The following is a 23,851-nucleotide window of genomic DNA, read 5'->3' as shown; positions in this document are numbered from 1 at the left end:
AATAGGTTCGCCCGCTTGCAACGGATATACTGTCACTGATGTGGACCATCATTCACAAAATGGGCTCTCCCCCCTGGTTTTTTCGCTTTGCAGGGACGCTAATCCGCTGGCTACTGCCCGCGGTTGTACTGCTGTTGGTGGTGGGGGCGGTGTGGGGGCTGCTCTATGCGCCTCCGGATTACAAGCAGGGCAATAGCTACCGGATTATTTTCATTCATGTGCCGGCCGCAGTTGTTGCGCTGGCTGGGTATTACGTTATGGCCATCGCCGGGGCTATGAGCCTTATCTGGAAGATCAAGATGGCCGATACGGCGATGCGGGCCGTCGCCCCGGTGGGTGCTGCACTGACATTTGTAGCGCTGGTCACCGGTGCCATTTGGGGTAAGCCTACCTGGGGTACCTGGTGGGTGTGGGACGCGCGGATCACCTCGATGCTAATTCTCCTGTTTCTGTATCTCGGGGTACTCGCGCTTTTTGAGGCCTACGAGAACAAAGCGGTTGCTGCCAAGGCCTGTGCTGTTCTGAGCTTGGTTGGCACGGTGAACATTCCTATCATCTACAAGTCGGTGGACTGGTGGTACAGCCTGCATCAGCCGGCCTCGATCAAGTTCACCGGTCAGAGTGCGATCGATGCCAGCATGCTGTATCCGCTATTGCTGATGATCCTCGCTTTTTACTCGTTGTTTGCCGTCGCGGTATTGCTGAACATGCGTGCCGATCTGCTGCAACAACATCGCAATTCAGCCTGGCTGAAAGAACAGCTGCTAGAGGGCAACTGATGTATTTTGACTCACTGACCGATGCGCTGCAGATGGCGGGTCATGGAGCCTTCGTATGGAGTGCGTATGGTATTACGCTTCTCGTGGTGGTTTACCTGGTCTGGGCGCCGCTGGTTCGGTCTAGGTCCACTGTACGCCGCATCCGGGCCTCGACATTTGCTGACTCCAACCCATCGACGCTTGAATCGCTACGGGGGTCCAATAATGCACCCTAAACGAAAACAGCGATTGTGGGTCGTACTGGCTATCGTGGTCCTGTCATCGACGGCAATTGGTCTCGTTGCTTATGCCCTGCGCGGCAATATCAACCTGTTTTATCCGCCGGTTGAGGTGGTGGCGGGGAGTGCGCCGGTGGATCGACCTATTCGCGTCGGGGGCATGGTGGTCGAAGGTAGCGTGGTGCGCAGTGAGACCGATCTCAACACGCGCTTTGACGTGACTGACTATGAAGGAACGGTCACCGTCAGCTACACGGGGATTCTTCCCGACCTTTTCTCGGAGGGCGAGGGCGTGGTTGCGTCGGGTACTCTCGACGCTTCGGGCCTATTTACTGCGACCGAGGTGCTCGCCAAGCACGACGAAAATTATATGCCACCTGAGGTGGCGGCAGCCCTCGAGGGCAAGTCGGCGCCCTCTAAAGACGCACCATCCTATGGTGGAGAAGGAAGCTACTGATGACCCCTGAATTTGGCCATCTCGCGTTAATCATCGCGTTTACTCTCGCCTGTTTGCTGGGTACGGTCCCGCTGTGGGGGGCCTGGCGCCGGGATACTCTGGCGATGAACCTGGCACCGTCGCTGGCGCTGGGAGTATGCGTTTTCCTCGCCATTGCGTTTGGATTCCTCACCTACGCGTTCCTGCAGGATGACTTTTCAGTCAAGGTGGTAGCGTCCAATTCGAATAGTCTGCTTCCTTCCGTCTATAAGTTCTCGGCGGTCTGGGGTAACCACGAAGGATCGCTGCTGCTTTGGGTGCTTATCCTCAGCGGATGGATGACGGCCGTGGCTTTCTTCAGTCGTGGCCTCCCACTTCCGGTGCTGTCACGGGTGCTGGGCGTTATGGGCTTGGTGGCGGTTGGTTTTATCGCGTTTTCGTTATTTACCTCCAACCCCTTTGAACGATTGTTGCCCGGGTCGCCGGTCGAGGGCAATGACTTAAACCCGCTACTGCAGGACCCTGGGTTGATTATTCACCCGCCCTTGCTCTACATGGGTTACGTGGGTTTTTCAGTCCCCTTCGCGTTTGCCATCGCTGCATTACTCGGTGGCAGACTCGATGCCGCGTGGGCACGCTGGTCCAGGCCCTGGACCAATGTAGCCTGGGGATTTCTCAGCCTCGGTATCATGCTCGGTAGTTGGTGGGCCTATTACGAACTCGGCTGGGGCGGATGGTGGTTTTGGGACCCGGTAGAAAATGCATCGTTCATGCCGTGGCTGACAGGTACGGCACTCGTGCATTCCCTTGCTGTGACCGAAAAACGCGGCCTGTTCCGCTCCTGGACGGTACTTCTGGCCATAGCGGCGTTTTCCCTATCCTTACTCGGCACATTCCTCGTTCGGTCCGGTGTACTGACGTCGGTGCATGCCTTTGCCAGCGACCCTGAACGAGGCTTGTTCATACTGATTTTCCTGGGCGTTGTGGTTGGGGGGTCGCTGGTGCTTTACGCGTTGCGCGCCCCCACCGTGGCCAGCCGAGTGCACTATGGTCCCCTGTCGCGGGAAGCGTTGCTGCTCTTCAATAACCTCGTCTTTTGTGTCGCCACCTTGACCGTGTTGCTGGGAACGTTGTTTCCGCTGGTAATGGATGCGGCCGGGCAGGGTAAGTACTCCGTCGGTCCTCCTTATTTCAATGCAGTGTTTGTGCCTTTGATGGCACTGCTGTTGCCGTTCATGGGGATTGGGCCGCTATCGCGCTGGAAGCGCGACACGGTAGCCCGCTGGTGGCAGGAGCTTCTATTGCCTGCCGTCACCGTGGTGCTTCTGGCCGCACTGTTGCCGTTGTTTGGGCGTGAATACAATCTTTGGATCGCGCTCGCTGTGCTCCTCGCCGGATGGGTGGTTTTATCGCTGGCTCGGGATTTGAGAAACCGAACCGCGGTGGTCCGAGGCATTCGAGCCAAGCTTGCTCGGCTCAGCCCGAGTTATCTGGGTATGGTCATGGGCCACTGCGGATTTGCCGCAATGGTGCTTGGCGCCGTGGTGGTTACCCAGCTCAGTATCGAGCGTGATCTGAAAATGGTGGTGGGTGATTCCCAAACGGTTTCAGGCTATCGCTTCGATTTTGAGCGGCTTGACCGCGTCGACGGCCCCAATTTCAGCGCTGATCAGGCCACGTTTTCAGTATGGGATGGCGATACCCAGATCGCCACACTCACGCCACAGAAACGGCGGTACATCGCCAGCAACCAAATTATGACCGAGGCGGCGATCGATGCAGGACTCATGCGCGATCTCTATGTGGCCATGGGCGAGCCCGTTGGCAATGATGGATGGGCGATCCGTTTGCAGTACAAGCCCATGATTCGCTGGATATGGCTGGGTGCGCTGGTCATCGGTATAGGTGGTCTTGTGACCGCCTTGGACAAGCGCTATCGGGCGCAGCGTAGCGCGGTGACGGCGAATGCCGGGGTGGCCGATGCGGCGACTTAGGCTGTTTCTCCCGCTGGCGGCTTTCGTCCTGTTGGCGGCGGTGCTTTACCGCGGTCTTTCACTCGACCCCACCGATCTGCCGTCGGCCCTGATCGGTCGCGCAGTCCCCGCTTTTGAACTTCCCGATTTGGATTCCGGCGAGCCGATTACTGAGCAGGACTTGCGAGGGCAGTCAGCACTCGTCAACGTATGGGCCACGTGGTGTTATTCCTGTCGCGTCGAGCATCCGTATTTGTTGGAACTGGCCGATGCCGGTGTGCCAATCTTTGGTCTGAACTATAAGGACGAGTCAGCGAAAGCTCGCGAGTGGCTGGCCGACCTCGGCGATCCGTACACGCGCACCATTGCCGACAAAGAGGGTGCTTTGGGGCTGGACCTTGGCGTCTACGGAGCCCCGGAAACCTACGTAGTCGGTGCCAATGGGACGGTACTCTACCGCCATGTTGGCGTGGTTGATGAGCGAGTCTGGCGCGATATTCTCGAGCCCGTGTATCAAGCGGGGAGTGCACGCTAATGGCCCGACTACTGGCGGCGATCCTGTTGGCGTGCTATCCCGTTTGGGTGGCAGCAGTGATCGAGACCTATCAGTTCAGTAGCGATGAACTGGAAGCGCGCTATCACAGCCTCAGCCAGGAACTCCGCTGTCCCAAGTGCCAGAATCAAAGTATCGCGGATTCCAATGCGCCGATATCGCGGGATCTCCGGGCGTTATTGCACCGTCAGTTGGAGGCGGGTTCGAACGACGAAGAAATTCTCGACTTCATGGTAGAGCGCTACGGTGAATTTGTTCGCTATCGACCCGCGGTAGATGCTAATACGGCGCCGCTCTGGTTGGCGCCGCCACTGCTCATTGCGCTCGGTGGTTTGGGGTTGATCTGGCATTTGAGAAGACAGGGAGCGGCATCAGAGACGTTGAGCGATGCCGAGCGGGAACGGCTTCGTCAGCAGGTCGACAAGGAAGAACAGTGACCTCCGTATTTTTACTACCCGCCGTGGTGTTCACGGCACTGATCTGCGTTCTCGTCGCAGTATTGCCGCATCGCTGGCGTCGCTCGGGTCCCGGCGAGACCACCACAGACTGGCTTCGATTGCGACGGGCGGAGCTCGCCGATGCCCCTGCTGATTTGCAGGACGACGCCGAATTGCGCGCCGCCGAGGAGCTCAACGCGGGCGCACAGGAACCGGTCAGCGCCGAAGTCTCCAGCGGTAACGCGTTGCTCTGGTTGTTACCCCTGGTCGTCGTCTTGGTCGTGACGGCGCTCTATCTCGTGCTGGGTGCCCATGAGGACGTGGATATCAAGCGCCGCCTCGCGGAACTGGAGTCGGCTACACCGGAGGCGATGTCCGAGTTGGTTGCCGATATCGAGGCCCGTCTCAGCCAGCGTCCCGAAAATATTGATTATCTTGCCTTATTGGGCCAGTACTACACCGGCACCGATCAGCCCGCCAGGGCCTTCCCCATTTACGAGCGGCTACTCACGCTTTTGCCCGAAAACGCTGAGATACTCGGGCGCGCTGCACAGGCCGAGTTCATGGCGTCCGATCGTACTCTGAGTGAACAGGCACGGCGTCGTGCGGAATCGGCGTTATCGCTGGATCCGCGTCAGCGGACTGCGCTCGGGACTTTGGGTATGGCCGCTTTTGAATCGGGTGACTACCCTGTCGCTGTGGGTTACTGGGAGCGTTTGCTGGCGCTTGAGACGCCGGGTACGCCGACGTACCAAATGATGACCAGCGTGCTGGCCACCGCCCGCGAGCGGGCGGGTGACGCCGGATTGGCCGTTGCTGATACTGCGGTTTCGACGGGGGTTGGTGTCCGCGTTCAGGTCACAGCGAAGGACGCTATTCCTGAGGGCGCGCTGGTGTTTGTGCTCGCTCGTCGGGCGGGCAGTGAGCAACGCATGCCGGTAGCCGTCGCGCGCCGCAGTGCCGCCGAGTTGCCTTTTGAATTGGTTCTGGATGACAGCAATTCCATGGCCGGCCAGCGGCTCTCTGACCTCGAGGCCGTCGATGTCGAGGTGCAAGTGTCGATCGCCGGTACTCCCGGGCGTGAATCTGCCGATTGGTTGGCAATCGCTGAGGACGTGATACCCTCCACCGACCAGCTGATCGAGTTGATTCTGGCGCCGAATAAGCGCTAAAAGGCGTTTTTCTTCTGTTACAACATCTTGTGCCTCTAGAGCTTTTAATGCCCAGCGGATACACTACATGTTGCGTTAGCCCGTTTGAGAAGCCCGACTGGATTTGTCACCGATGTTAGGAACCGTATGCGTCTAAAAACCATTCAACTGGCGGGCTTTAAGTCGTTCGTAGATCCCACGACCGTATCGTTTCCGAGCAACATGAGCGCGGTTGTAGGGCCCAATGGCTGCGGCAAGTCCAATGTCATCGATGCGGTGCGCTGGGTCATGGGAGAAAGCTCGGCAAAGACGCTGCGCGGCGAGTCAATGTCGGACGTTATCTTCAATGGCACCACGAATCGTCAACCCGTGGGCCAGGCGTCGATCGAACTGGTCTTCGATAACAGCGACGGCGGCATCGGTGGCGCCTATGGGGCTTATGCTGAGATTAGCGTGAGACGCCAGGTTATCCGCGAGGGCGGTTCGGATTATTTTCTCAACGGCAGTAAGTGCCGACGGCGCGATATCACTGACCTGTTCCTTGGTACTGGGCTCGGTCCGCGTAGCTACGCGATTATTGAACAGGGGATGATTTCGCGTCTTATCGAATCGAAGCCTGAAGAGCTTCGTGTTTTTATCGAGGAAGCAGCCGGGATATCCAAATACAAGGAGCGGCGTCGCGAAACCGAAAATCGTATGCGTCGTACGCTGGAAAACCTCGAACGACTGACCGATCTTCGCGATGAACTCGAGCGCCAGTTGGCGCATTTGAAGCGCCAGGCGCAGGCCGCCGAACGCTATCGTGAATACAAAGCCGAGGATCGGGAGCTGAAATCACAGTTGCTTGCGTTGCAGTGGCGGGAGCAAAAAGCGGCGAGTACCAGCACCGAGACCGCGGTCGCTGAGCTAGAGGTGCTGCAGGAGCGACATCGCGCTGAACTGGCCAAGGTGGCGTCTGGGATCGAGTCGGTCAGGGTTGCCCACGCCGATGCCACCGACCAATTTAATGAAGTTCAGGCCGAGTACTACAGCATTGGCGGGGAGGTTACCCGGGTCGAGCAGGCGCTGCGATTTGAGCAGGAGCGCCGCGAGGGAGTGACTCAGGATCTGGCTCAAACCGAGGCGTCGCTCAGTCAGGCGCAAGGGCATCTGACGGCGGATCGGGATCGTTTGCAGCAGTGGCGGACTGAGCTGGCGTCGCTTGAGCCCCAGCTGATCCAGTTCCGCGATGACAGCGCCTCGGGCGCAGAATCGCTGTCTCGGGCGGAGGAGGCAATGGTCGCCTGGCAGACACAATGGGATGCCTTCAACGAGCGGGCAGCTGGTCCGACAAAAACATCGGAAGTCCAGCAAAGTCGGATTGTGTACCTCGAGCAGGTGCTCGGTCGCCTGCAGGAGCGTATTGCCCGTCTGGAGCATGAGCGTGAACAGATCAAGGACGACGATACGCAAACCGATATTGAGGCGCTGGAGACGCGAATTGCCGAGGCTGAAAGCCGTGTCAGTGACCGCGAACAATCGGTCCTGGACCACACCGCTTCAATCACCCACTGTCGCGAATCTATCGAGTCGGCGAGGCAGGAGCAGGATCAGCTGCGGCAACGCCTGCAGCAGAGTAAGGGCCAGCAGTCCTCACTGGTGGCGCTGCAGGAGGCGGCCACCGCCGAAGGTGAATCGGCGCGTGCGAGAGCGTGGCTAACGGAACACTCGATCACTGCTCGTGGTTCGGTTTTTGAGTCCCTGAAAGTGGCCGACGGTTGGGCGCCTGCGGTCGAGCAGGTGCTGGGGGACTCGCTGACAGGAGTTTGCGTCGATGGGGCGACCGCCGTGGGGCTCGGTAAACTCGAACAGCTTCCGACGGGCGCCTGCCTGGTTGATAGTGCTGTCACCGTCGCCCCACGATCCGGCACATTGGCAGAACTGGTAGAGGGCGCTGGTGCGCTGGCTGCGACACTCAATACTATTTTTCCGGCGCCGACGCTTGCCGCGGCACTCGAGCAACTGGCCGAACTGGCGCCGGGTGAATCTGTGATTACGCCCGACGGTCATTGGCTTGGTCTGGGTTGGGTCAGGCTGCGCTCGGGAGCGGACGTGACGACGGGAATGATCGAACGTCGCCAACGGCTCGAAGATCTTTCGGGTGACATTGCTCGAGACCAGGCAGCCCTCGATGAAGTTGAGGGGCGGTTGCGGGCGCTCGGCGTTCAAAGGACAGAATCTGAGTCGGCGCTGAGCCTCGTTCAGCAGGAGCTCAAGCAGGCGGTGAGGGAACAGGCCGATCTCGCAGCGGAACGAAAATCGAGTTTGGCGGCGATTGACCAGACCCGCGAACGTCAGCGCCGGCTCGAATCTGACATTGCCGAGGCGACCGCGCAGTTTGAGTCTGAGCAGCGGGCCCTGGGCGAATCTCGTGCCTTGCTGGCAGATGCCCTCGACCACATGGAGCGCGATGCGCTAGAACGCGATGAGTTGCAGCAGCAGCGCGAAACGCACCGGTCTACGCTTCAATCGGCGAGGGATCGCGCGCGCGATGCCCGTGACGCCGTTCATCGAACCGATATGCAGGCACAGGGTCTGAAAACTCAGATCCAGACTGTTGCGGATGCCATCAATCGGCTCGAGCAGCAGGTCGCGCAGCTTTCATCGCGTCGCGGCGAACTGGTGGCTCAATTACCTGAGGGTGACGACCCCGATGCGGCCCTCAAAAGCGAACTCGAGGCCTTGCTCGCACAACGGGTGACGTCGGAATCGGCGTTGACCGCGGCGCGCCAACAAGTCGCGGAGCACGAGCACGCCTTGCGTGAGGCAGAGCAGGAAAAAGTCGCGGTTGAGCATCGGTTACAGGGGGTTCACGGCGAGATCGAAAGTAAGCGTCTCGCCCAGGCCGAGCTTCGGGTCCGCATTGAAAATAACGAACGCCAGCTCCGCGAACTCGATGCGATACCCGCTGAAGTAGCACAGGCGCTGCCCGATGAGGCGAGCGAGTCGGAGTGGCAGGTTAAAGTGGAACGGGTGAGTGCCAAGATCTCGCGCCTCGGCCCCATCAATCTGGCGGCTATCGAGGAATGCGGGCGTGCATCGGAGCGCAAGGAATACCTCGATGCGCAAAACGAGGATCTGGAGTCGGCGCTGGCCACCCTGGAATCGGCCATTCGCAAAATCGATAAAGAGACGCGATCTCGCTTCCGGGATACCTTCGATCAGGTCAATGCCGGCTTCTCCGAGTTGTTTCCAAGGGTGTTTGGTGGCGGTACCGCCAGTCTGGAAATGACCGGCGATGATTTGCTCGATACCGGAGTTGCCATCATGGCGCGCCCCCCGGGCAAGAAGAACAGTACGATTCATTTGTTGTCGGGTGGCGAGAAGGCAATGACGGCGATCGCGCTGGTATTTTCCATATTCCAGCTCAATCCAGCACCGTTTTGTATGCTTGATGAAGTCGACGCTCCATTGGATGATGCCAACGTGGGCCGCTATGCCCGATTGGTCAAAGAGATGTCCGAAGCGGTGCAATTCATCTTTATTACGCACAACAAGATAACGATGGAAGCTGCAGATCGACTGATGGGAGTTACGATGCACGAGCCGGGCGTGTCCAGGCTCGTCACCGTCGATATCGACGAGGCCGCACAGCTGGCGGCGAGCTAGCAGAGCGATTGGGGTAGCGAATGGAACTGACCGTACGGGATTGGATGGTAATCATCGGCGCCGGCCTGATTCTGGCGGTACTGGTAGATGCGGGTCGTCGCGTTTACGCCGAAAGACGGAGCGAAATCCGACTTAATACGAAGATCCGACGCGGCGATGTCGACGACACCGAAGACGATTTCGATTTGCTCTCTGAGCTGCCCAACGGCGGAGCACGTATTGTACGGGCAGCCGATCTGGGTTCCGAACCCGCTGCGGCCGAAGACTCCGATGCAGAGCCTGCCGATAGTGAAACAAGGGAAGAGACGGAGTCTGCTGCGCCGGCATGGGCTGACGGTCGCCCCGAGCCAGACATTACCCCGCCTACTGCCGGGGCGGCGCCTGGCGCTGATGAGTCTGACGACAGCGAAGACGGTTTGATGTCGGGTATGTCGACCCGGGACGAGACGCCAGAGAACCTTGACTGGCTCGACCAGTTGGATGGTGATGAGCCCGAGCAAACCGCGGAGGAGGGTAAGCTACCGCGTAGTATCGATCCTCATGTCTTCGTGCTGAACGTCGTGGCACACGGGGAATCTGGGTTTGCAGGCAAGGATATTCTAAAAATTCTGCTGGCCTGCGATTTGCGCTTTGGTGATATGGACTTTTTCCATCGTCACGAGCAGGCCGCGGGTCGAGGCCCGATTCAATTCAGCGTTGCCAATATGATGAAGCCCGGTGTTTTCGATATTGACCACATGGATGAATTGTCCACGCGGGGTTTAATGTTCTTCGTCACGCTGCCCGGGCCTGAAGATATGCTCAAGGCTTTTGACTATATGTATGAGACCGCCAAGGCCGTTGCCAAGAACCTTCATGGCGATGTGCTGGATGAGACCCGAAGCGTCGTGACTCAACAGAGCCTGGAACACATGCGCCAGCAGATCCGGGAGCTGGAGCGCCGCATTCTGGTCGAGAGCGAGCGTTGATCGATGGATCCGGCCACGGTCGCCGAAGTGGCGGAACTGCGCGAGCGCATCAAACGCTGGGCACTGGAATACTACCAGCAGGATGCACCATCGGTTCCCGATGCCGACTATGATGCCGCTTTCCGTCGGCTTCATGAACTCGAGTCTGCCCATCCAGAGCTAGCCTCACCGGATTCTCCGACCCGGCGGGTCGGCGCCCAGCCCATCGCCGGTTTCGAACAGGTAACCCATCGCCTACCCATGCTGTCCCTGGACAATGCGTTTTCGTCTGATGATTTTGATGCGTTTGACCAGCGCGTATCCGAACGGCTCGGAAAAAACGCTATCGATTACTGTTGCGAGCCGAAGTTGGACGGTATTGCGGTCAGCCTCATTTATGAACGGGGCAAGCTTACTCAGGCGGCTACTCGCGGTGATGGCGTAGTCGGTGAGGACATAACCCATAATGTGAGAACGATTGAGGCTATTCCCCTGGCCCTCGAGGGAGGCGGGTTCCCGGATGTACTTGAGGTGCGCGGCGAAGTGTTTATGCCGCGAGTGGGCTTTGAGCGTCTCAACGACCGGGCGAGGGCCAGCGGCGACAAGTTATTTGTGAATCCCCGCAATGCCGCCGCGGGAAGTCTGCGTCAGCTCGATCCCCGTGTTACCGCCCGCCGGCCACTGGATTTTTGTTGCTACTCGGTAGGCTTCTGTAGTGGTCAGATCCGTGATCTGGGAGATCGTCATAGCGCGGTCATAGCGCGGCTTGGTGAATGGGGTTTGCCCGTCTCTCAGTGGATGAAAGTAGCCACGGCTGCTGAAGCCTGTGAGGCGTATTATCAATGGCTTGCGGGGGAGCGCGACGGCTTGCCATTTGATATCGACGGTATTGTATTCAAGGTCGATGACCTGGAATCGCAGCGAATACTTGGCTTTGTCTCTCGTGCACCCCGATGGGCGATTGCGCGAAAATTTCCCGCCCAGGAACAGCGAACCCGGGTACTCGATGTAGAATTCCAGGTCGGTCGCACGGGGGCGATTACGCCAGTTGCACGACTTGACCCCGTGTTTGTTGGCGGTGTCACCGTGAGTAATGCAACGCTGCATAACGCTGACGAAATTGAGCGCCTCGGGCTATGTATCGGCGATTCCGTCATTATCCGGCGTGCCGGAGACGTTATCCCCCAGGTGGTCGCGGTGATTCTTGAGGAGCGCGATGAAAGTGTGAGGGCGGTTGTCTTTCCCGACCATTGCCCGGCGTGTGGTTCGGAGGTGGAGCGCGTTGAGGGCGAAGCGGCTTTTCGCTGTGTGGGTGGCCTGATTTGTCCGGCACAGCGTCGCGCGTCGCTGCAACATTTTGCCTCACGTAAGGCTATGGATATCGATGGCCTGGGCGAAAAAGTGATCGAGCAGTTGGTGGCTCGGGAGCTGATTACAGACATTGCAGGTCTTTACGGCCTCGATCTCGAGACTCTCGTGTCACTCGATCGGATGGGCGAAAAATCAGCGGAAAATCTGGTGGCTGCGCTCGACAAAAGTAAGGCTACGACCCTCGCTCGATTTATTTATGCGCTGGGCATTCGTGAGGTGGGTGAATCGACCGCGCGGGCGCTGGCGATGCATTTCGGCAGTCTTGATGCGATTGAGGGCGCGGGTCAGGAGGTTTTGGAAGAGGTGGATGACGTAGGTCCCGTTGTTGCGACGCATATTCGAAACTTCTTCAGCGAGGCCGCAAATCGGCGAACCATTGAAGCCTTGATTGAGGCGGGTGTGCACTGGCCAGATCCTGTTGATTCAATGGCAGCCGGCGAAGAGGGCGCACTCGCCGGAGAGAGCTGGGTGGTCAGTGGTAAGCTCGAGTCAATGAGTCGTGACCAGGCGAGTGACCGCTTGCGTTCCCTCGGTGCACGTGTCACCGGTGGTGTGAGTAATAAAACGACGCGGCTCCTCGCGGGCCCGGGGGCCGGATCCAAACTCAAAAAGGCGGAGTCGCTTGGTTTGCCGGTGCTCGATGAATCTGATTTTCTCGCGCTGCTGGAGGAGTTGGAATGACACGCTTCATGGTGCCGGTTGGGCTGATAACAACGTTGGTACTGCTGGTCGGATGCACCACGACGCCCCCGAGCAACGTGGATAATATCTGTGCGATTTTTCGCGAGAAAGATGACTGGTATGCAGAGGCGAAGGAATCACGAGCGCGCTGGGGCATACCGGTTACCGTGATGATGGCAATCATGCACCAGGAGTCGCGCTTTGTTGCCACCGCCAAACCCCCGCGGAAGAAGATCTTTGGGTTTATACCCGGTCCCCGGCCCTCTGATTCCTACGGTTATTCACAGGCGCTTGAAAGCACCTGGACCCTGTATCAGCGCAGCTCCGGGAATTATGGCGCGGATCGAGATGACTTTTCCGATGCCATTGACTTCATTGGCTGGTATGGCGATCAGAGCCATCGTATCAATTCGATCGCTCGCGATGATGCCTACCGACTCTACCTCGCTTACCATGAGGGGCATGGCGGTTTTAAACGACGCACCTATGAGTCCAAGGATTGGCTGATAGCTGTCGCGCGCAAGGTGGAGCGCCGCGCCAATAGCTACAACACCCAACTCAGGGAGTGTGCTCCATCGCTGGAAGATGAAGGTTGGTTTAACTGGTTCTGATTGTTGCCGCGACCGCTGGCGTGGCATCATGTTTCTTTCCGATCATAGGCAGTAGCGACGTATGGCGAGTGGCAAAATTCTGGTGGTGGACGACGAGTATGCCATCAGGGACATGCTCAGAATGGCGCTTGAAATCGCTGATTTTGATTGCATAGAAACGGATAACATTTCCGACGCCCACAGTTTGGTGGTGGACGAACGCCCCGACCTCGTTTTGCTCGACTGGATGTTGCCTGGCGGCAGCGGTATTGAGTTGCTGCGGCGATTGAAGCGCAGTGAGGCAACCCGCGCTATTCCTGTGATCATGCTTACCGCCAAGTCCGCCGAAGACAATGTCATTCAGGGGCTGGAGGTGGGCGCCGATGACTACCTGACCAAGCCATTCGCTCCCAGGGAACTGGTGGCACGGATCAAGGCATTGTTGCGTCGATCCCAGGGAATGGAGGACAACCAGAGACTGGCCTTCGAGGAGTTGCTGCTTGATGCCGATGGTCGACGTGTCTATTTGGCAGATAAGCCGATCAGCATGGGCCCTACCGAATACAATCTGTTGTACTTTTTCATGACGCATCCTGAGCGGGCTTACTCCCGTAGCCAGCTGCTTGATCATGTCTGGGGTGCCAATGTTTACGTCGAGGAACGAACCGTCGATGTGCACATTCGGCGGCTGCGCAAGGCGTTGCAGTCCCACGGAAAGGATTACAGTGGATTGATTCAGACGGTTCGTGGAACCGGGTACCGCTTCTCGGTGCGCGGGCTGGAGGATCATTGAGGCCCGGTTTAACCTGGTTTTATGAGCTCCGGCTTCTGCTCCTTGCCATTATTGCGGGAACCGGCCTCGGCTGGCTGGCTGGCAGTCCCTTAGGCGGATTCGCGGCAACGGTCTCCGGTGCGCTGCTGGTTTGGGTCTGGCAGGTACGCAAGATCAATCGCTGGCTCGATTCTCCGGAGACCACGCCACCGGAAAGCTTCGGTATATGGGGGGTCATCCTCGACAATATTTATCTGCTGCAGCGGCGCAATCGAGAAGCCCAGAATCGTCTCGCTTCTGCGCTCGATTACCTGCAGGATTCGCTCGCATCCATGCGCGACGCCGCATTGATTATCGATAAACGGAGCGCCATCGCCTGGTGTAATGAGTCCGCTCGATCACTGCTGGGGGTGCAGTTTCCTGAGGATCGCGGCCAACCCATCCTCAATTTGTTGCGTATGCCCGAATTTCATGCCTATCTGGATTCTGAAGACTACCAGTATCCCCTGCAGGTCCTTCCACCCCAGGAGGGGGGAGTTTGTCTTGAGTTCGAGGTGTCGCGATTCGGCGATGGTGATCGCCTCATCCTGGTCCGCGACGTAACCGATCGTATCCGGCTTGAGGAAATGCGCCAGGACTTCGTGGCCAACGTTTCCCACGAGTTGCGCACACCGCTAACGGTAATCAAGGGCCATATCCAGATGGCCATCGATAATCCAACCATGGGTCCTGATCATTTACAACGGTCGCTAGCTCAGGTCGATGCCCAGACCGCTCGCATGGAAAACTTATTGACCGATTTGCTATGGCTCTCGCGGATCGAGTCGATGGAACACGAGCGCAAGACCGAGTGGGTCGCGGTGGACAAGCTACTTGAAACACTCGTGGCTGAGCTGCGCCCCGGGTTCCAGGACCGAGAAATTGAGCTCGAGATTCGCACGGGTTACGCGGTCATGGGGGACGTGAAGCAACTGCACAGCGCAGTCTCCAATCTGATCATCAACGCGTTGAAATACAGCCCCGCTGAATCGCCGGTGATAATCCGTGGTTTCATCGAGGAGCAGGGTTACGTGATCGAAGTTCAGGATAATGGTCCCGGCATTGAAGCGGGACATTTACCCCGGCTAACCGAGCGCTTTTACCGAGTGGACAAAAGCCGCAGCCAGGCTACCGGAGGTACAGGTCTGGGACTGGCCATTGTAAAACATGTCGCGAACGCGCATAACGCCGAGCTGCGAATTCAGAGCGAGGTTGGCGTTGGCAGCGTTTTCGCACTGGTTTTTCAGCCTGAATTGGTTCGGGGAGACAGCACCGAGACCTTGCAATGAAGTCAGCCGTTACCCTTCTGACGCGAGTTAGGCTGTTGAGGGTGCTGGTGCTGTGTGCATTCAGCTCCGCCGTTGCCGCCACTACCGTGGCGACTCCCGAAGTGCGCGGAAATCTAATCATTACCGGTTCTGATACGCTGGCAGCTTTGGTCAGTGATTGGGCGGACGCATTCGTCGACGTAGAGCCCGGTGTCACAATCGAAATCCAGGCTATGGGTTCAGCCAGTGCTCCGCCGGCTTTGACTGCCGGAAGCGCCAATCTCGGATCAATGAGCCGGCAAATGACACGATCGGAGCTCGACAGCTTTTTCCAGCAACGCGGTTGGCTGCCGACAGCGGTGCCCATTGCCGTTGATACGATTGCGATCATTGTGCATCCGGATAACCCACTTGAGAGCATCACGCTCGATGATCTCGACAGCATTTATTCGGCGAATCATGCGTGTTCGGGTAAAGCCGCCACACACTGGGCCGATCTGGGTGTGGCTCCGGCACTGGGAGCGCTGCCTGTCGAGCGTTACGGCCGCACTTCCATTAGTGGGACCTATGGATTCTTTCGCGAACGAGCGCTGTGCCGCGGAGATTTCGCGGCCGGGGTAAATGCGTTGCCCGGCTCCGCCGCAGTGGTATCGGCAGTAAGCCAGATCCCCACGGCGATTGGTTATACCAGCATGGGATTTATAACGGATCAGGTGAAGGTGCTTCCGATAGTCAGTGGGCGTGATACATCTCGCGTTCAGAACTATGACGCCGACGGTAGTGTCTATCCGCTCTCGCGCACGCTATGGTTTTATCTCGCATTCGATCCCCAACAGCCGCCTCCCAGGCTTGAATGCGCTTTCCTTCAGTTCATAGCATCGACCCGCGGTCGAGAGTTACTGCGCGATGGAGGCTTCGAGCCCGTTGATTCCCTGCGGTCAAAGGTTGACGGGGCATTGACGCTTGCGGAGATTTGTAATGACGATGCGTAGTGTCTTCGATATTGGCGTGTCTTTTGTAGTACGGGCCACCAGCGTTCTCGTGTTATGCGCCGTAGTGGGGATGTTTGTACAAATGGTGTTTGTGGCCTGGCCCTTGACCCAGTCGGTCAAGGTAACGCCTTTAGCGGACGCGCAGAACAACATAATAGCTTCCGAGCGAACACCCGATTGGGTGCCTCATTCGGACCTGTTACCCGCGTGGCGAGAGTCCATAATGGGCCGTGTCTGGCTTCGTGAGGACTCCGACGGGGCCATCAGCGGCGCAATAAGCCCGTCAATGGATGCTGCGGAGCAATGGGTCTCACTTCGTTTTAACGCACCGGAAATCCCCCTATCGGTGCTGTTTATCGACAGCACTCAACGATGGCTTGTGGCCGTTGCGAATGACGGTCGCTATCGAATGGCATCGCTACGGATGGACGCAGTAGAGTGGGGAAACATCGAGAGGATTAAACCCTTTGATTATCATGCCATAGGCGGTGCCAATGAGACCCTGTTGTTCGCCGCGGCGCGGTCGGTGCGCCAGTACCATTTGTTGAAGACGGCCGGCAGCTTGTATCCCGAGCTTGTGCTCGCTCGTACATGGCAAGTTTCTGAGCGAATCCTGGGTCTGGCCGCTGCGCCAGAAAGCCAGCGAGTGCTGATCCTGGCGGGTCCACAATCGATCGAGCTTTGGAATGCGACCGCGCAGCAACGAATAGCGCAAAAAGCCCTGGCTGAACCCATGGAGGGAATTGGCTGGATTGATCAACACCATTTCTATGCGGAGGCTGCTCGTAACCAGCAACGCCGAGTTTGGAAGGTCGAGGGTAATACTGATGCGATCACCCTCGCTTCGCTATTCACCCCGGTTCAATATCTCGGCTATCCGGAACCGTCACAGGTCTGGCAGACCTCGTCGGTGGGAAAGGGGCAGGAGCAGAAATTCGGTCTGACTCCGCTACTGTTTGGCTCGATGAAGGCTGCCCTAATAGCCATGCTTGTTGCGCTTCCATGCGCAGTCGGAGCTGCCTTTTTTGTTGGGTTTTTTATGAGCAATCGCGCGCGAAATCGGATCAAGCCCATTATCGAGTTGCTTGAGGCTATACCTACGGTAGTGCTCGCCGCAGTCGCGGCAGTATGGTTGGCGCCTATTTTTCTGTTGGTATTGCCCGAGTTGTTTTTTGCGACGATCACCGCTGTTTTGGGTATACCCGTGGCTTCGGCCCTCTGGCGTTTCGCACCGGCGTCTTTGCATGGCAGTCGCTACCACGGTCTTCTGCCGTTGCTGTTAATACCGGTTATTCTTCTGCTCATAGCCGCGGGGGTGCTCCTCGGCGGTTATGTTGAACAGCAATGGATGTCGGGCTCCCTGACCGTTTGGCTTCACGAGCAATTCCACGTCGATCTGGTGCATTTAAATGGCCTCCTGGTGGGTATTGCGATGGGCATTGCCGTAATACCCGGCATTTTCTCGCTGGCTGAAGACGCCGTTTACTCGGTTCCGCGGCATGCGGCCGAGGGCAGCCTCGCATTGGGAGCCTCGCGCTGGCGCAGTTTTCGGGATGTGATACTCCCCCTGGCCTGGCCGGGCGTGATTTCTGCCGTCGCGATAGGTGCTGGAAGGGCACTGGGCGAAACCATGATTGTCCTTATGATTTCGGGAAACACCCCGATTCTCGACTGGAGTCCGCTCACCGGGATGCGAACCATTAGCGCAACCTTGGCCATAGAGCTGCCCGAGACTGCTTTTTCGAGTGTTCACTATCAAATTTTGTTCTTTGCGGCATTACTGCTGTTCTTTATTACGTTCCTGTTTAACTCGCTGGCGGAAGTTCTGCGGTTACGCATGCGTAAACGGTTTCGAGTGCTGGCGTCATAATGGCTGAAAGTGCGGTACTACAGCTTCCCGCGTCGTTACGTTTATCACGCGCCAGTGGGGCACTAAAGGTCTGGTGGTGTGCGGCAATGGTGAGTCTTGCGTTGCTGCTAGTGGTCGGGCTTTTGGGGGGTATCACACTCACCGCGTTACTTTGGTTTATGCCTTCGGGTTCCTGGCTATCCGCGGCCGAATGGCAGGATGCGGGCCGGCAGTTCTCTGATTTTTTATTCGCCTCCAGGGGGGACTTTGAAGGGGTCGCTGGAGTGTATCCAGCCATTGTCGGTACGGCGCTTCTGGTGGTTATTATGTCGATCATCGTCGCGCCATTAGGTGTGGCGACTGCGATCTACCTGAGTGAGTACGCGCGGGATACCTGGTATACCCAGGCGCTGCGCGTTGCCATCCATAATCTTGCAGGCGTGCCCGCTGTAATATATGGCGTCTTCGGTCTCGGATTTTTTATCTACACGATGGGTGGAAGCGTCGACCAGTGGCTCTACGCCGATCAATTACCCCAGCCAACCTTTGGCACACCGGGGCTGCTTTGGGCGGCGCTGACCCTGGCACTACTGACGCTACCGGTTGTCATCGTTGCCTCGGAGGAGGGCCTTGGCCGAATTCCGTTGGATCTGAGAGAGGGTAGTTTGGCGCTGGGCGCCACCCGTGCGGAAACTTTAACCCGTATCCTGCTACCGGCCGCCATGCCCAGTATTCTCACCGGTATCATTCTGGCCATGGCCAGAGCGGCGGGTGAGGTGGCTCCGCTTATGCTGGTGGGAGTGGTTAAATATGCACCTGCGTTACCGGTTAGCTTGCAGGCACCGTTTATTCATCTCGAGCGTAAATTCATGCACCTCGGTTATTACGTGTACGACGTGACCATGTACGCCCAGCCCAGCGAGGGTCGTTTGGGGTTGATCTGTGCCACCGCGTTGTTGCTGGTCTTGGTGGTCAGCGCGCTTAATATTGTTGCCATTTTACTTCGCCGCCGCATGCTGGCGCGCTTCGTGTAGGTGAGAACCGAGCATGGATAAACGGGATGCGCTGATTCGGCTTTCAGGACTCAAAGCTGGCGGTGACAGGAGCCCACCTGATCTCGAGGTGCGCGGTCTCTCCTTAGCCTATCCGGATAACGAAAATGCGCTTCGCGAGATATCACTGGCTATCCCTGCCGGAAAGATTACATCGGTAATCGGGCCCAGTGGTTGCGGTAAGTCGACGCTCTTGCGTTGTTTTAATCGGATGAACGACTTAATAGAAGGCGCTGAGTACACCGGTTCAATTTTACTGGAAGGGCAGAATATTCTCGCGCGTGATACCGATGTCACACTGCTACGCCGTCGCATTGGTATGGTTTTCCAGCGCCCCAACCCCTTTCCAAAATCTATCTATGAAAATGTCGCGTACGGACCCCGTATTGGGGGGATCCGTCGTAAGCGTCAGTTGGATGCCATCGTGGAGCATTCGTTGCGTTCGGCGGCGCTGTGGGACGAGGTTGCCGATCGTCTCTACGAAAGTGCGTTGACACTGTCGCTGGGGCAACAGCAGCGACTGGTTATCGCTAGAACCATTGCCATCGAGCCTGAGATTCTCTTGCTGGACGAACCGGCGTCGTCGCTTGATCCCATTTCAACATTGCGGATTGAGGAGTTGATCTACGAACTGAAACATTCGTATACCATAATTATTGTTACCCACAATATGCAGCAGGCGGCGCGGGTCTCTGACATGACCGCGTTCATGCATTTGGGACGGTTAGTCGAGTTCGACAGAACCGACACTATTTTTACCAATCCTAGTCGTCGTGAGACGGAGGATTACATCACGGGGCGATACGGCTAGAGCAAGTATCGGGATAACACATGGAATACCGGGGTTACACCCAGCACATCTCCCGCCAGTTCAACGATGAACTCGAAGCGATAAAGAATGACCTTCTCGAAATGGGCGGCATGGTTGAGCGTCAGATAGGTATGGCGGCGGACGGCTTGCTGTTGCGCGACAGTGCGCTCGCCGAGCAGGCTATCGATGTCGATCGGTCTGTGAATGCCATGGAAATTTCGATTGATCGTCAGTGTGGAAATATTATCGCCCGTCGCCAGCCCGCGGCGAGTGATTTGCGGTTGATTATCTCCATCGCACGGGTGACAACCGATCTTGAACGTATCGGAGACGAGGCGTCAAAAGTGGCAAAAATGGCGATTAAGCGTGCCCAGGAATCGGATACTTCAGCGACTTCTCGTTATTTCGCTCAAATTACCGAGCATGTTACGGGAATGTTGCGCAGCGCACTCGATGCCTTTGCGCGACTCGATACTCGAGAGGCGATCAAAGTGGTGTTGAGCGACAAGACGATTGACGCCGATTATCAAGTCGCCCTGGGGGATATGAAAGATCAAATGCGCCACAATCCCCATTGTATTGATGCGGCCCTCGATTATACGTGGGCGCTGCGATCTCTTGAGCGTATAGGTGATCACGCCAGTAATATTGCTGAGCAGGTGATTTATCTCACAGAGGGAATCGATGTCAGGCATAAATCGGTTGACGAACTCTCACAACTACTGGATTCGGTGCGCGCCTCCGGAGCCCATGCCCACTGATGACGCGATTTGGATAGTTAATCGATGAGTAAATTTTGGAACGATACCATTCGCTCTCTCGTGCCTTACGTCCCTGGCGAGCAACCCAAGGTCAGCAACCTGGTCAAGCTCAACACGAATGAGCATCCACTGCCGCCGTCGAAGTCGGTGATGGAGGCCATTGCAGCGGTGCAGGCGGATGACCTCCGGCGCTATCCGGACCCGGAATCGCTAAATCTTCGGGGGGCGATCGCCAGCGTCGAATCCTTATCGGTGGGCGAGGTGTTTGTCGGCAATGGATCAGATGAGGTGCTGGGCCTGATTTTTCAGGGCTTCCTCGCCGGCAGTGACCCGCTTACTGTGCCTGCTATCAGCTATGGATTCTATCCGGTTTGGGCGCGGCTCAATGGTTTGCAGATAAACCCGATTCCACTGAGAGATGATTTCAGTCTTGATTTAGAGGGTTTTTCGAAAAGCTCGGGGCCGCTGCTATTTGCCAATCCTAATGCACCGACTGGGCTTTCGGTATCGATGGCGGAGATTGAGTGGCTGCTTGAAAACAATACCGACCGGCTGGTGGTCGTCGATGAAGCGTATTTTGGTTTCGGTAGTGAAACCGCGGCACCGTTGATCGCCCGCTACGATAATCTCCTGATTACCCGGACGCTCTCCAAGAGCCATAGCCTTGCGGGCCTGCGCGTGGGCTATGCGCTGGGTGATTCGACGTTGATTGATGGACTGGTGCGGATCAAGGATTCGTTTAACTCCTACCCCGTTGATGCCATTGCTCAGGCCGCGGCGGCCGCAGCAATAAGGGATGTTGATTGGCTAACCGAAGCGAGTGCAGTGGTGGTCGAAAATAGAGAGGCCCTAGCCGGTGCGCTGGTTGAACGCGGTTTTGAGGTCACGGCATCAACCGCTAACTTTCTCTTTGTACGCCACAAAAACGGTGGTGGTAAGGCGCTGTTCAATCGTCTGCGTGGTGAGGGTCTCATCGTAAGACGCTGGGACAGTGAGTCCATTCAAGACTGGCTGCGCGTCACGGTAGGCTCTACGCGGCAACACAAGGTTCTGCTCGACGCCATTGATCGGAGTCTTGAGGCGGGTTAAAGCGGCGCACGGGCCATAACCGTTGTGCTCGGATGTTTCATGTCGCATTGCAGCGCACGACGGGAAGCTACCCGGAGGAACAAAGGAGCTGACTGCGGGTGACCTCGAGTCCACCCGGCCAACCCCTCTTGACAGTACTAGCGCTTGTCTATGGTGACGAAGTCTCTTTCTGAATATCCCGTATACAGCTGACGGGGTCTACCGATGCGATAGCTTCCCGAGATCATCTCATTCCAGTGGGCAATCCAGCCGACCGTTCGGCCGACGGCGAAGATCACAGTGAACATCGTCGTTGGAATACCCAGTGCCTTGAGAATAATGCCGGAATAAAAGTCGACGTTGGGGTAGAGCTTTTTGTCAACGAAGTAGGCGTCTTCGAGGGCAATCTCCTCGAGTCGCTTGGCGATATCGAGCATCGGGTCATTGATACCAAGCTCGGCAAGTACTTCGTCCGCGGCTTGTTTCATTACCTTTGCCCGTGGGTCGAAGTTTTTGTAGACCCGGTGACCGAAGCCCATCAGTCTGAAGGGGTCGTCCTTGTCTTTTGCACGCGCGATGTATTCATCGATGTTTGAAACATCGCCGATTTCTTCGAGCATTTTCACTACGGCTTCGTTGGCCCCGCCGTGGGAGGGACCCCAGAGGGCGGCGATACCCGCGGCAATACACGCGAAGGGATTCGCCTGGGAGGAGCCCGCCAGACGTACCGTGGAGGTGGAGGCATTTTGCTCATGATCGGCGTGCAACAGGAAGATCTTGTCCATCGCTCGAGCGATTACAGGGGATATGTTGGAGGGCTCGCAGGGGTTGCCGAACATCATGTGCAGGAAGTTAGCCGAGTAGTCGAGGCTGTTGTCCGGGTACATAAAGGGCTGGCCAATCGAAAATTTATAGCTCATGGCCGCAATTGTGGGCATCTTCGCGATCAGCCGGTAAGCGGCAACGGTGCGGTGATTTTGGTCAGAGATGTCTGTTGAGTCGTGATAAAATGCCGACAGTGCACCGACCACACCGCACATGATGGCCATGGGATGCGCGTCGCGACGGAATCCGTTGAAGAACGTTCGGATTTGTTCGTGAACCATGGTGTGCTGATGAACGGTACGTACAAACTCGGTTTTTTGCTCTGCGGTGGGGAGTTCACCGTAGAGGAGCAAATAGCAGGTTTCGAGGTAGTCTGAGTGCTCGGCGAGCTGTTCAATGGGATAGCCCCGGTGCAAAAGCACACCGTTGGCGCCATCTATGAACGTAATTTGTGATTCACAGGCCGCTGTCGAGGTGAATCCGGGATCGAAGGTGAAGTAGCCTTCCGCCGTCAGACCGCTGACATTCACCACATCTGGTCCCAGAGTTCCCTCGTGGATGGGTAGTTCGATGTTATCGACCGAACCCTCGCCGTTATCAATGCTGAGTGTTGCGTGTTTTTCTGTCATGGGAAAGTCCTGAGGCATCCAGATCGGGGAGCGTCAAATTATAGCTGACGGCGCCGTCTGTCAATTTTTCACACATTCGGAGCTGAGGCCGTTTTTATAAGACAGACCGCTCCTGCACGGGACCCTACCAAGGTCAAATTGTAATCTTCGGGGCGCCAACCTATACTTCCGCGCCGAAACGATCGCTAAACACCTGTCTGTAACACGGGAATGACGCAGTGAAGCCAATAGCCAGCAAAGACAAACGTCCAGTTAATCTAGACATCGGTTCCATGAAGCTGCCGGTCACCGCCTGGGCATCGATTGCCCACCGGGTATCCGGTGTGGCGCTGTTCGGCATGAGCATTCTCATGGTGTGGGCGCTCGATGCGAGTCTCGCGTCTGAGCAGAGTTTCAACGAGCTCGCTGCGGTTCTCAGCTCGCCCGTTGCCAAAGCAATACTTTGGCTGGTGGCGGTGGCGTTGACCTATCATTCTCTCGCGGGTGTTAAGCATATTGTGATGGATTTTGGTTATGGCGAGACGTTAGAGGGGGGGGTGTTTGGCGCCCGACTGGTTATTGTGTTGGCGGTCGTTGCCGCCGTCGTTTGGGGGCTTCTAATATGGTAACGCAAGTAACAAGTTTCAGCCGTTCAGGCGTTTCGGACTGGCTGATCCAGCGGGTCACGTCACTTATCCTGCTGGCTTATTTTCTCTGCGTGGCAGGCACGCTTGTTATGGGCGTTGATTACAGCAGTTGGAAGGCGATGAATGAGACGGTCGGCATGCGAATTTTCACATTGCTGGCCGTGCTTTCGATGGCAGCGCACGCCTGGATCGGTCTGTGGTCTGTATTTACCGACTACGTGACCGAGCGGATGCTGGGTCCCCGCGCCAACTTCCTTCGTCTGGTCTGTCAGGTCGGAACGATACTGGTGTTGTTGGTGTTGGTGCTCTGGGTGATCGAAATTATGTGGGTATCGCCCTGATTAGTTTGAAACCAACGCCGGATTCTTTATAACC

At 57.1% G+C, this 23,851-nt stretch carries 22 protein-coding genes; 21 read left to right on the top strand and 1 reads right to left on the bottom strand.

Annotation, left to right across the window (positions count from 1 at the left end; all coding sequences use genetic code 11):
* Positions 1–38: 38 nt before the first annotated feature.
* The 19 genes from NOR51B_RS12625 (at position 39) to hisC (ending at position 21,417) form a co-directional block, all read left to right on the top strand.
* Entirely contained in the window at positions 39–779 is a 741-nt protein-coding gene (locus tag NOR51B_RS12625; protein WP_009019869.1) for a heme ABC transporter permease, read from the top strand.
* Positions 779–994 (top strand): heme exporter protein CcmD, encoded by a 216-nt coding sequence (ccmD, locus tag NOR51B_RS12620; RefSeq protein WP_040482108.1) that lies wholly within the window; start codon positions 779–781, stop codon positions 992–994. The genes NOR51B_RS12625 and ccmD overlap by 1 nt, the downstream gene beginning before the upstream one ends.
* A complete protein-coding gene (gene ccmE / locus NOR51B_RS12615) occupies positions 984–1,454 on the top strand; it encodes a cytochrome c maturation protein CcmE (protein ID WP_009018937.1) in 471 nt (156 codons plus the stop codon). Before ccmD ends, ccmE begins: the two co-directional genes overlap by 11 nt.
* The gene (locus tag NOR51B_RS12610; protein WP_009018910.1) at positions 1,454–3,427 is read left to right on the top strand and encodes a heme lyase CcmF/NrfE family subunit; all 1,974 of its coding nucleotides are present in this window, start codon (positions 1,454–1,456) and stop codon (positions 3,425–3,427) included. Before ccmE ends, NOR51B_RS12610 begins: the two co-directional genes overlap by 1 nt.
* Positions 3,414–3,941, top strand: coding sequence for a DsbE family thiol:disulfide interchange protein (locus NOR51B_RS12605; RefSeq protein WP_009020011.1), 528 nt, complete (start codon positions 3,414–3,416; stop codon positions 3,939–3,941). Before NOR51B_RS12610 ends, NOR51B_RS12605 begins: the two co-directional genes overlap by 14 nt.
* On the top strand, positions 3,941–4,396 hold the full coding sequence (locus tag NOR51B_RS12600; RefSeq protein ID WP_009020491.1) for a cytochrome c-type biogenesis protein: 456 nt from the start codon (positions 3,941–3,943) through the stop codon (positions 4,394–4,396). The genes NOR51B_RS12605 and NOR51B_RS12600 overlap by 1 nt, the downstream gene beginning before the upstream one ends.
* Positions 4,393–5,568: a tetratricopeptide repeat protein gene (locus NOR51B_RS12595; protein WP_009021301.1), complete on the top strand. Its 1,176-nt coding sequence runs from the start codon at positions 4,393–4,395 to the stop codon at positions 5,566–5,568. Before NOR51B_RS12600 ends, NOR51B_RS12595 begins: the two co-directional genes overlap by 4 nt.
* Before the next feature lie 126 nt (positions 5,569–5,694).
* Positions 5,695–9,195 (top strand): chromosome segregation protein SMC, encoded by a 3,501-nt coding sequence (smc, locus tag NOR51B_RS12590; RefSeq protein ID WP_009020459.1) that lies wholly within the window; start codon positions 5,695–5,697, stop codon positions 9,193–9,195.
* Positions 9,196–9,215: 20 nt separating this feature from the next.
* Entirely contained in the window at positions 9,216–10,163 is a 948-nt protein-coding gene (gene zipA / locus NOR51B_RS12585) for a cell division protein ZipA (protein WP_009021177.1), read from the top strand.
* A gap of 3 nt (positions 10,164–10,166) precedes the next feature.
* Positions 10,167–12,194 (top strand): NAD-dependent DNA ligase LigA, encoded by a 2,028-nt coding sequence (gene ligA / locus NOR51B_RS12580; protein WP_009020302.1) that lies wholly within the window; start codon positions 10,167–10,169, stop codon positions 12,192–12,194.
* The gene (locus NOR51B_RS12575; RefSeq protein ID WP_050759484.1) at positions 12,191–12,805 is read left to right on the top strand and encodes a transglycosylase SLT domain-containing protein; all 615 of its coding nucleotides are present in this window, start codon (positions 12,191–12,193) and stop codon (positions 12,803–12,805) included. Before ligA ends, NOR51B_RS12575 begins: the two co-directional genes overlap by 4 nt.
* A gap of 61 nt (positions 12,806–12,866) precedes the next feature.
* Positions 12,867–13,577, top strand: a complete 711-nt coding sequence (phoB, locus tag NOR51B_RS12570) for a phosphate regulon transcriptional regulator PhoB (RefSeq protein WP_009020586.1) — start codon at positions 12,867–12,869, stop codon at positions 13,575–13,577.
* A complete protein-coding gene (gene phoR / locus NOR51B_RS12565; protein ID WP_009019285.1) occupies positions 13,574–14,884 on the top strand; it encodes a phosphate regulon sensor histidine kinase PhoR in 1,311 nt (436 codons plus the stop codon). Before phoB ends, phoR begins: the two co-directional genes overlap by 4 nt.
* Positions 14,881–15,855, top strand: a complete 975-nt coding sequence (locus NOR51B_RS12560; RefSeq protein WP_050759483.1) for a phosphate ABC transporter substrate-binding protein — start codon at positions 14,881–14,883, stop codon at positions 15,853–15,855. Before phoR ends, NOR51B_RS12560 begins: the two co-directional genes overlap by 4 nt.
* The gene (locus NOR51B_RS15060; protein WP_050759482.1) at positions 15,842–17,725 is read left to right on the top strand and encodes an ABC transporter permease subunit; all 1,884 of its coding nucleotides are present in this window, start codon (positions 15,842–15,844) and stop codon (positions 17,723–17,725) included. Before NOR51B_RS12560 ends, NOR51B_RS15060 begins: the two co-directional genes overlap by 14 nt.
* Positions 17,725–18,738 carry a phosphate ABC transporter permease PstA gene (gene pstA, locus NOR51B_RS12550; protein ID WP_009019060.1) on the top strand — a complete coding sequence of 338 codons (1,014 nt, stop codon included), beginning with the start codon at positions 17,725–17,727 and terminating at the stop codon, positions 18,736–18,738. The genes NOR51B_RS15060 and pstA overlap by 1 nt, the downstream gene beginning before the upstream one ends.
* Positions 18,739–18,751: 13 nt before the next feature.
* Positions 18,752–19,567, top strand: a complete 816-nt coding sequence (gene pstB / locus NOR51B_RS12545) for a phosphate ABC transporter ATP-binding protein PstB (protein WP_009021502.1) — start codon at positions 18,752–18,754, stop codon at positions 19,565–19,567.
* Between the two features lie 20 nt (positions 19,568–19,587).
* Complete coding sequence (phoU, locus tag NOR51B_RS12540) at positions 19,588–20,328, top strand: phosphate signaling complex protein PhoU (protein ID WP_009020255.1); 741 nt, start codon at positions 19,588–19,590, stop codon at positions 20,326–20,328.
* 24 nt (positions 20,329–20,352) lie between these two features.
* Positions 20,353–21,417, top strand: coding sequence for a histidinol-phosphate transaminase (hisC, locus tag NOR51B_RS12535; protein WP_009020927.1), 1,065 nt, complete (start codon positions 20,353–20,355; stop codon positions 21,415–21,417).
* Between the two features lie 137 nt (positions 21,418–21,554).
* Here the strand turns inward: hisC and NOR51B_RS12530 are convergent, their stop codons facing one another.
* The gene (locus NOR51B_RS12530) at positions 21,555–22,850 is read right to left on the bottom strand and encodes a citrate synthase (RefSeq protein WP_040482107.1); all 1,296 of its coding nucleotides are present in this window, start codon (positions 22,848–22,850) and stop codon (positions 21,555–21,557) included.
* A gap of 218 nt (positions 22,851–23,068) precedes the next feature.
* Here NOR51B_RS12530 and sdhC point away from each other — a divergent pair, with 218 nt between their 5' ends.
* Both sdhC and sdhD read left to right on the top strand, forming a co-directional pair.
* Entirely contained in the window at positions 23,069–23,458 is a 390-nt protein-coding gene (gene sdhC / locus NOR51B_RS12525) for a succinate dehydrogenase, cytochrome b556 subunit (RefSeq protein ID WP_081443971.1), read from the top strand.
* Positions 23,452–23,817 carry a succinate dehydrogenase, hydrophobic membrane anchor protein gene (sdhD, locus tag NOR51B_RS12520; RefSeq protein WP_040482106.1) on the top strand — a complete coding sequence of 122 codons (366 nt, stop codon included), beginning with the start codon at positions 23,452–23,454 and terminating at the stop codon, positions 23,815–23,817. Before sdhC ends, sdhD begins: the two co-directional genes overlap by 7 nt.
* Positions 23,818–23,851 lie beyond the last annotated feature (34 nt).

This window comes from Luminiphilus syltensis NOR5-1B, assembly GCF_000158175.1.
GTDB lineage: Bacteria > Pseudomonadota > Gammaproteobacteria > Pseudomonadales > Halieaceae > Luminiphilus > Luminiphilus syltensis.
This window is presented reverse-complemented; position numbering and strand designations above follow the sequence as displayed.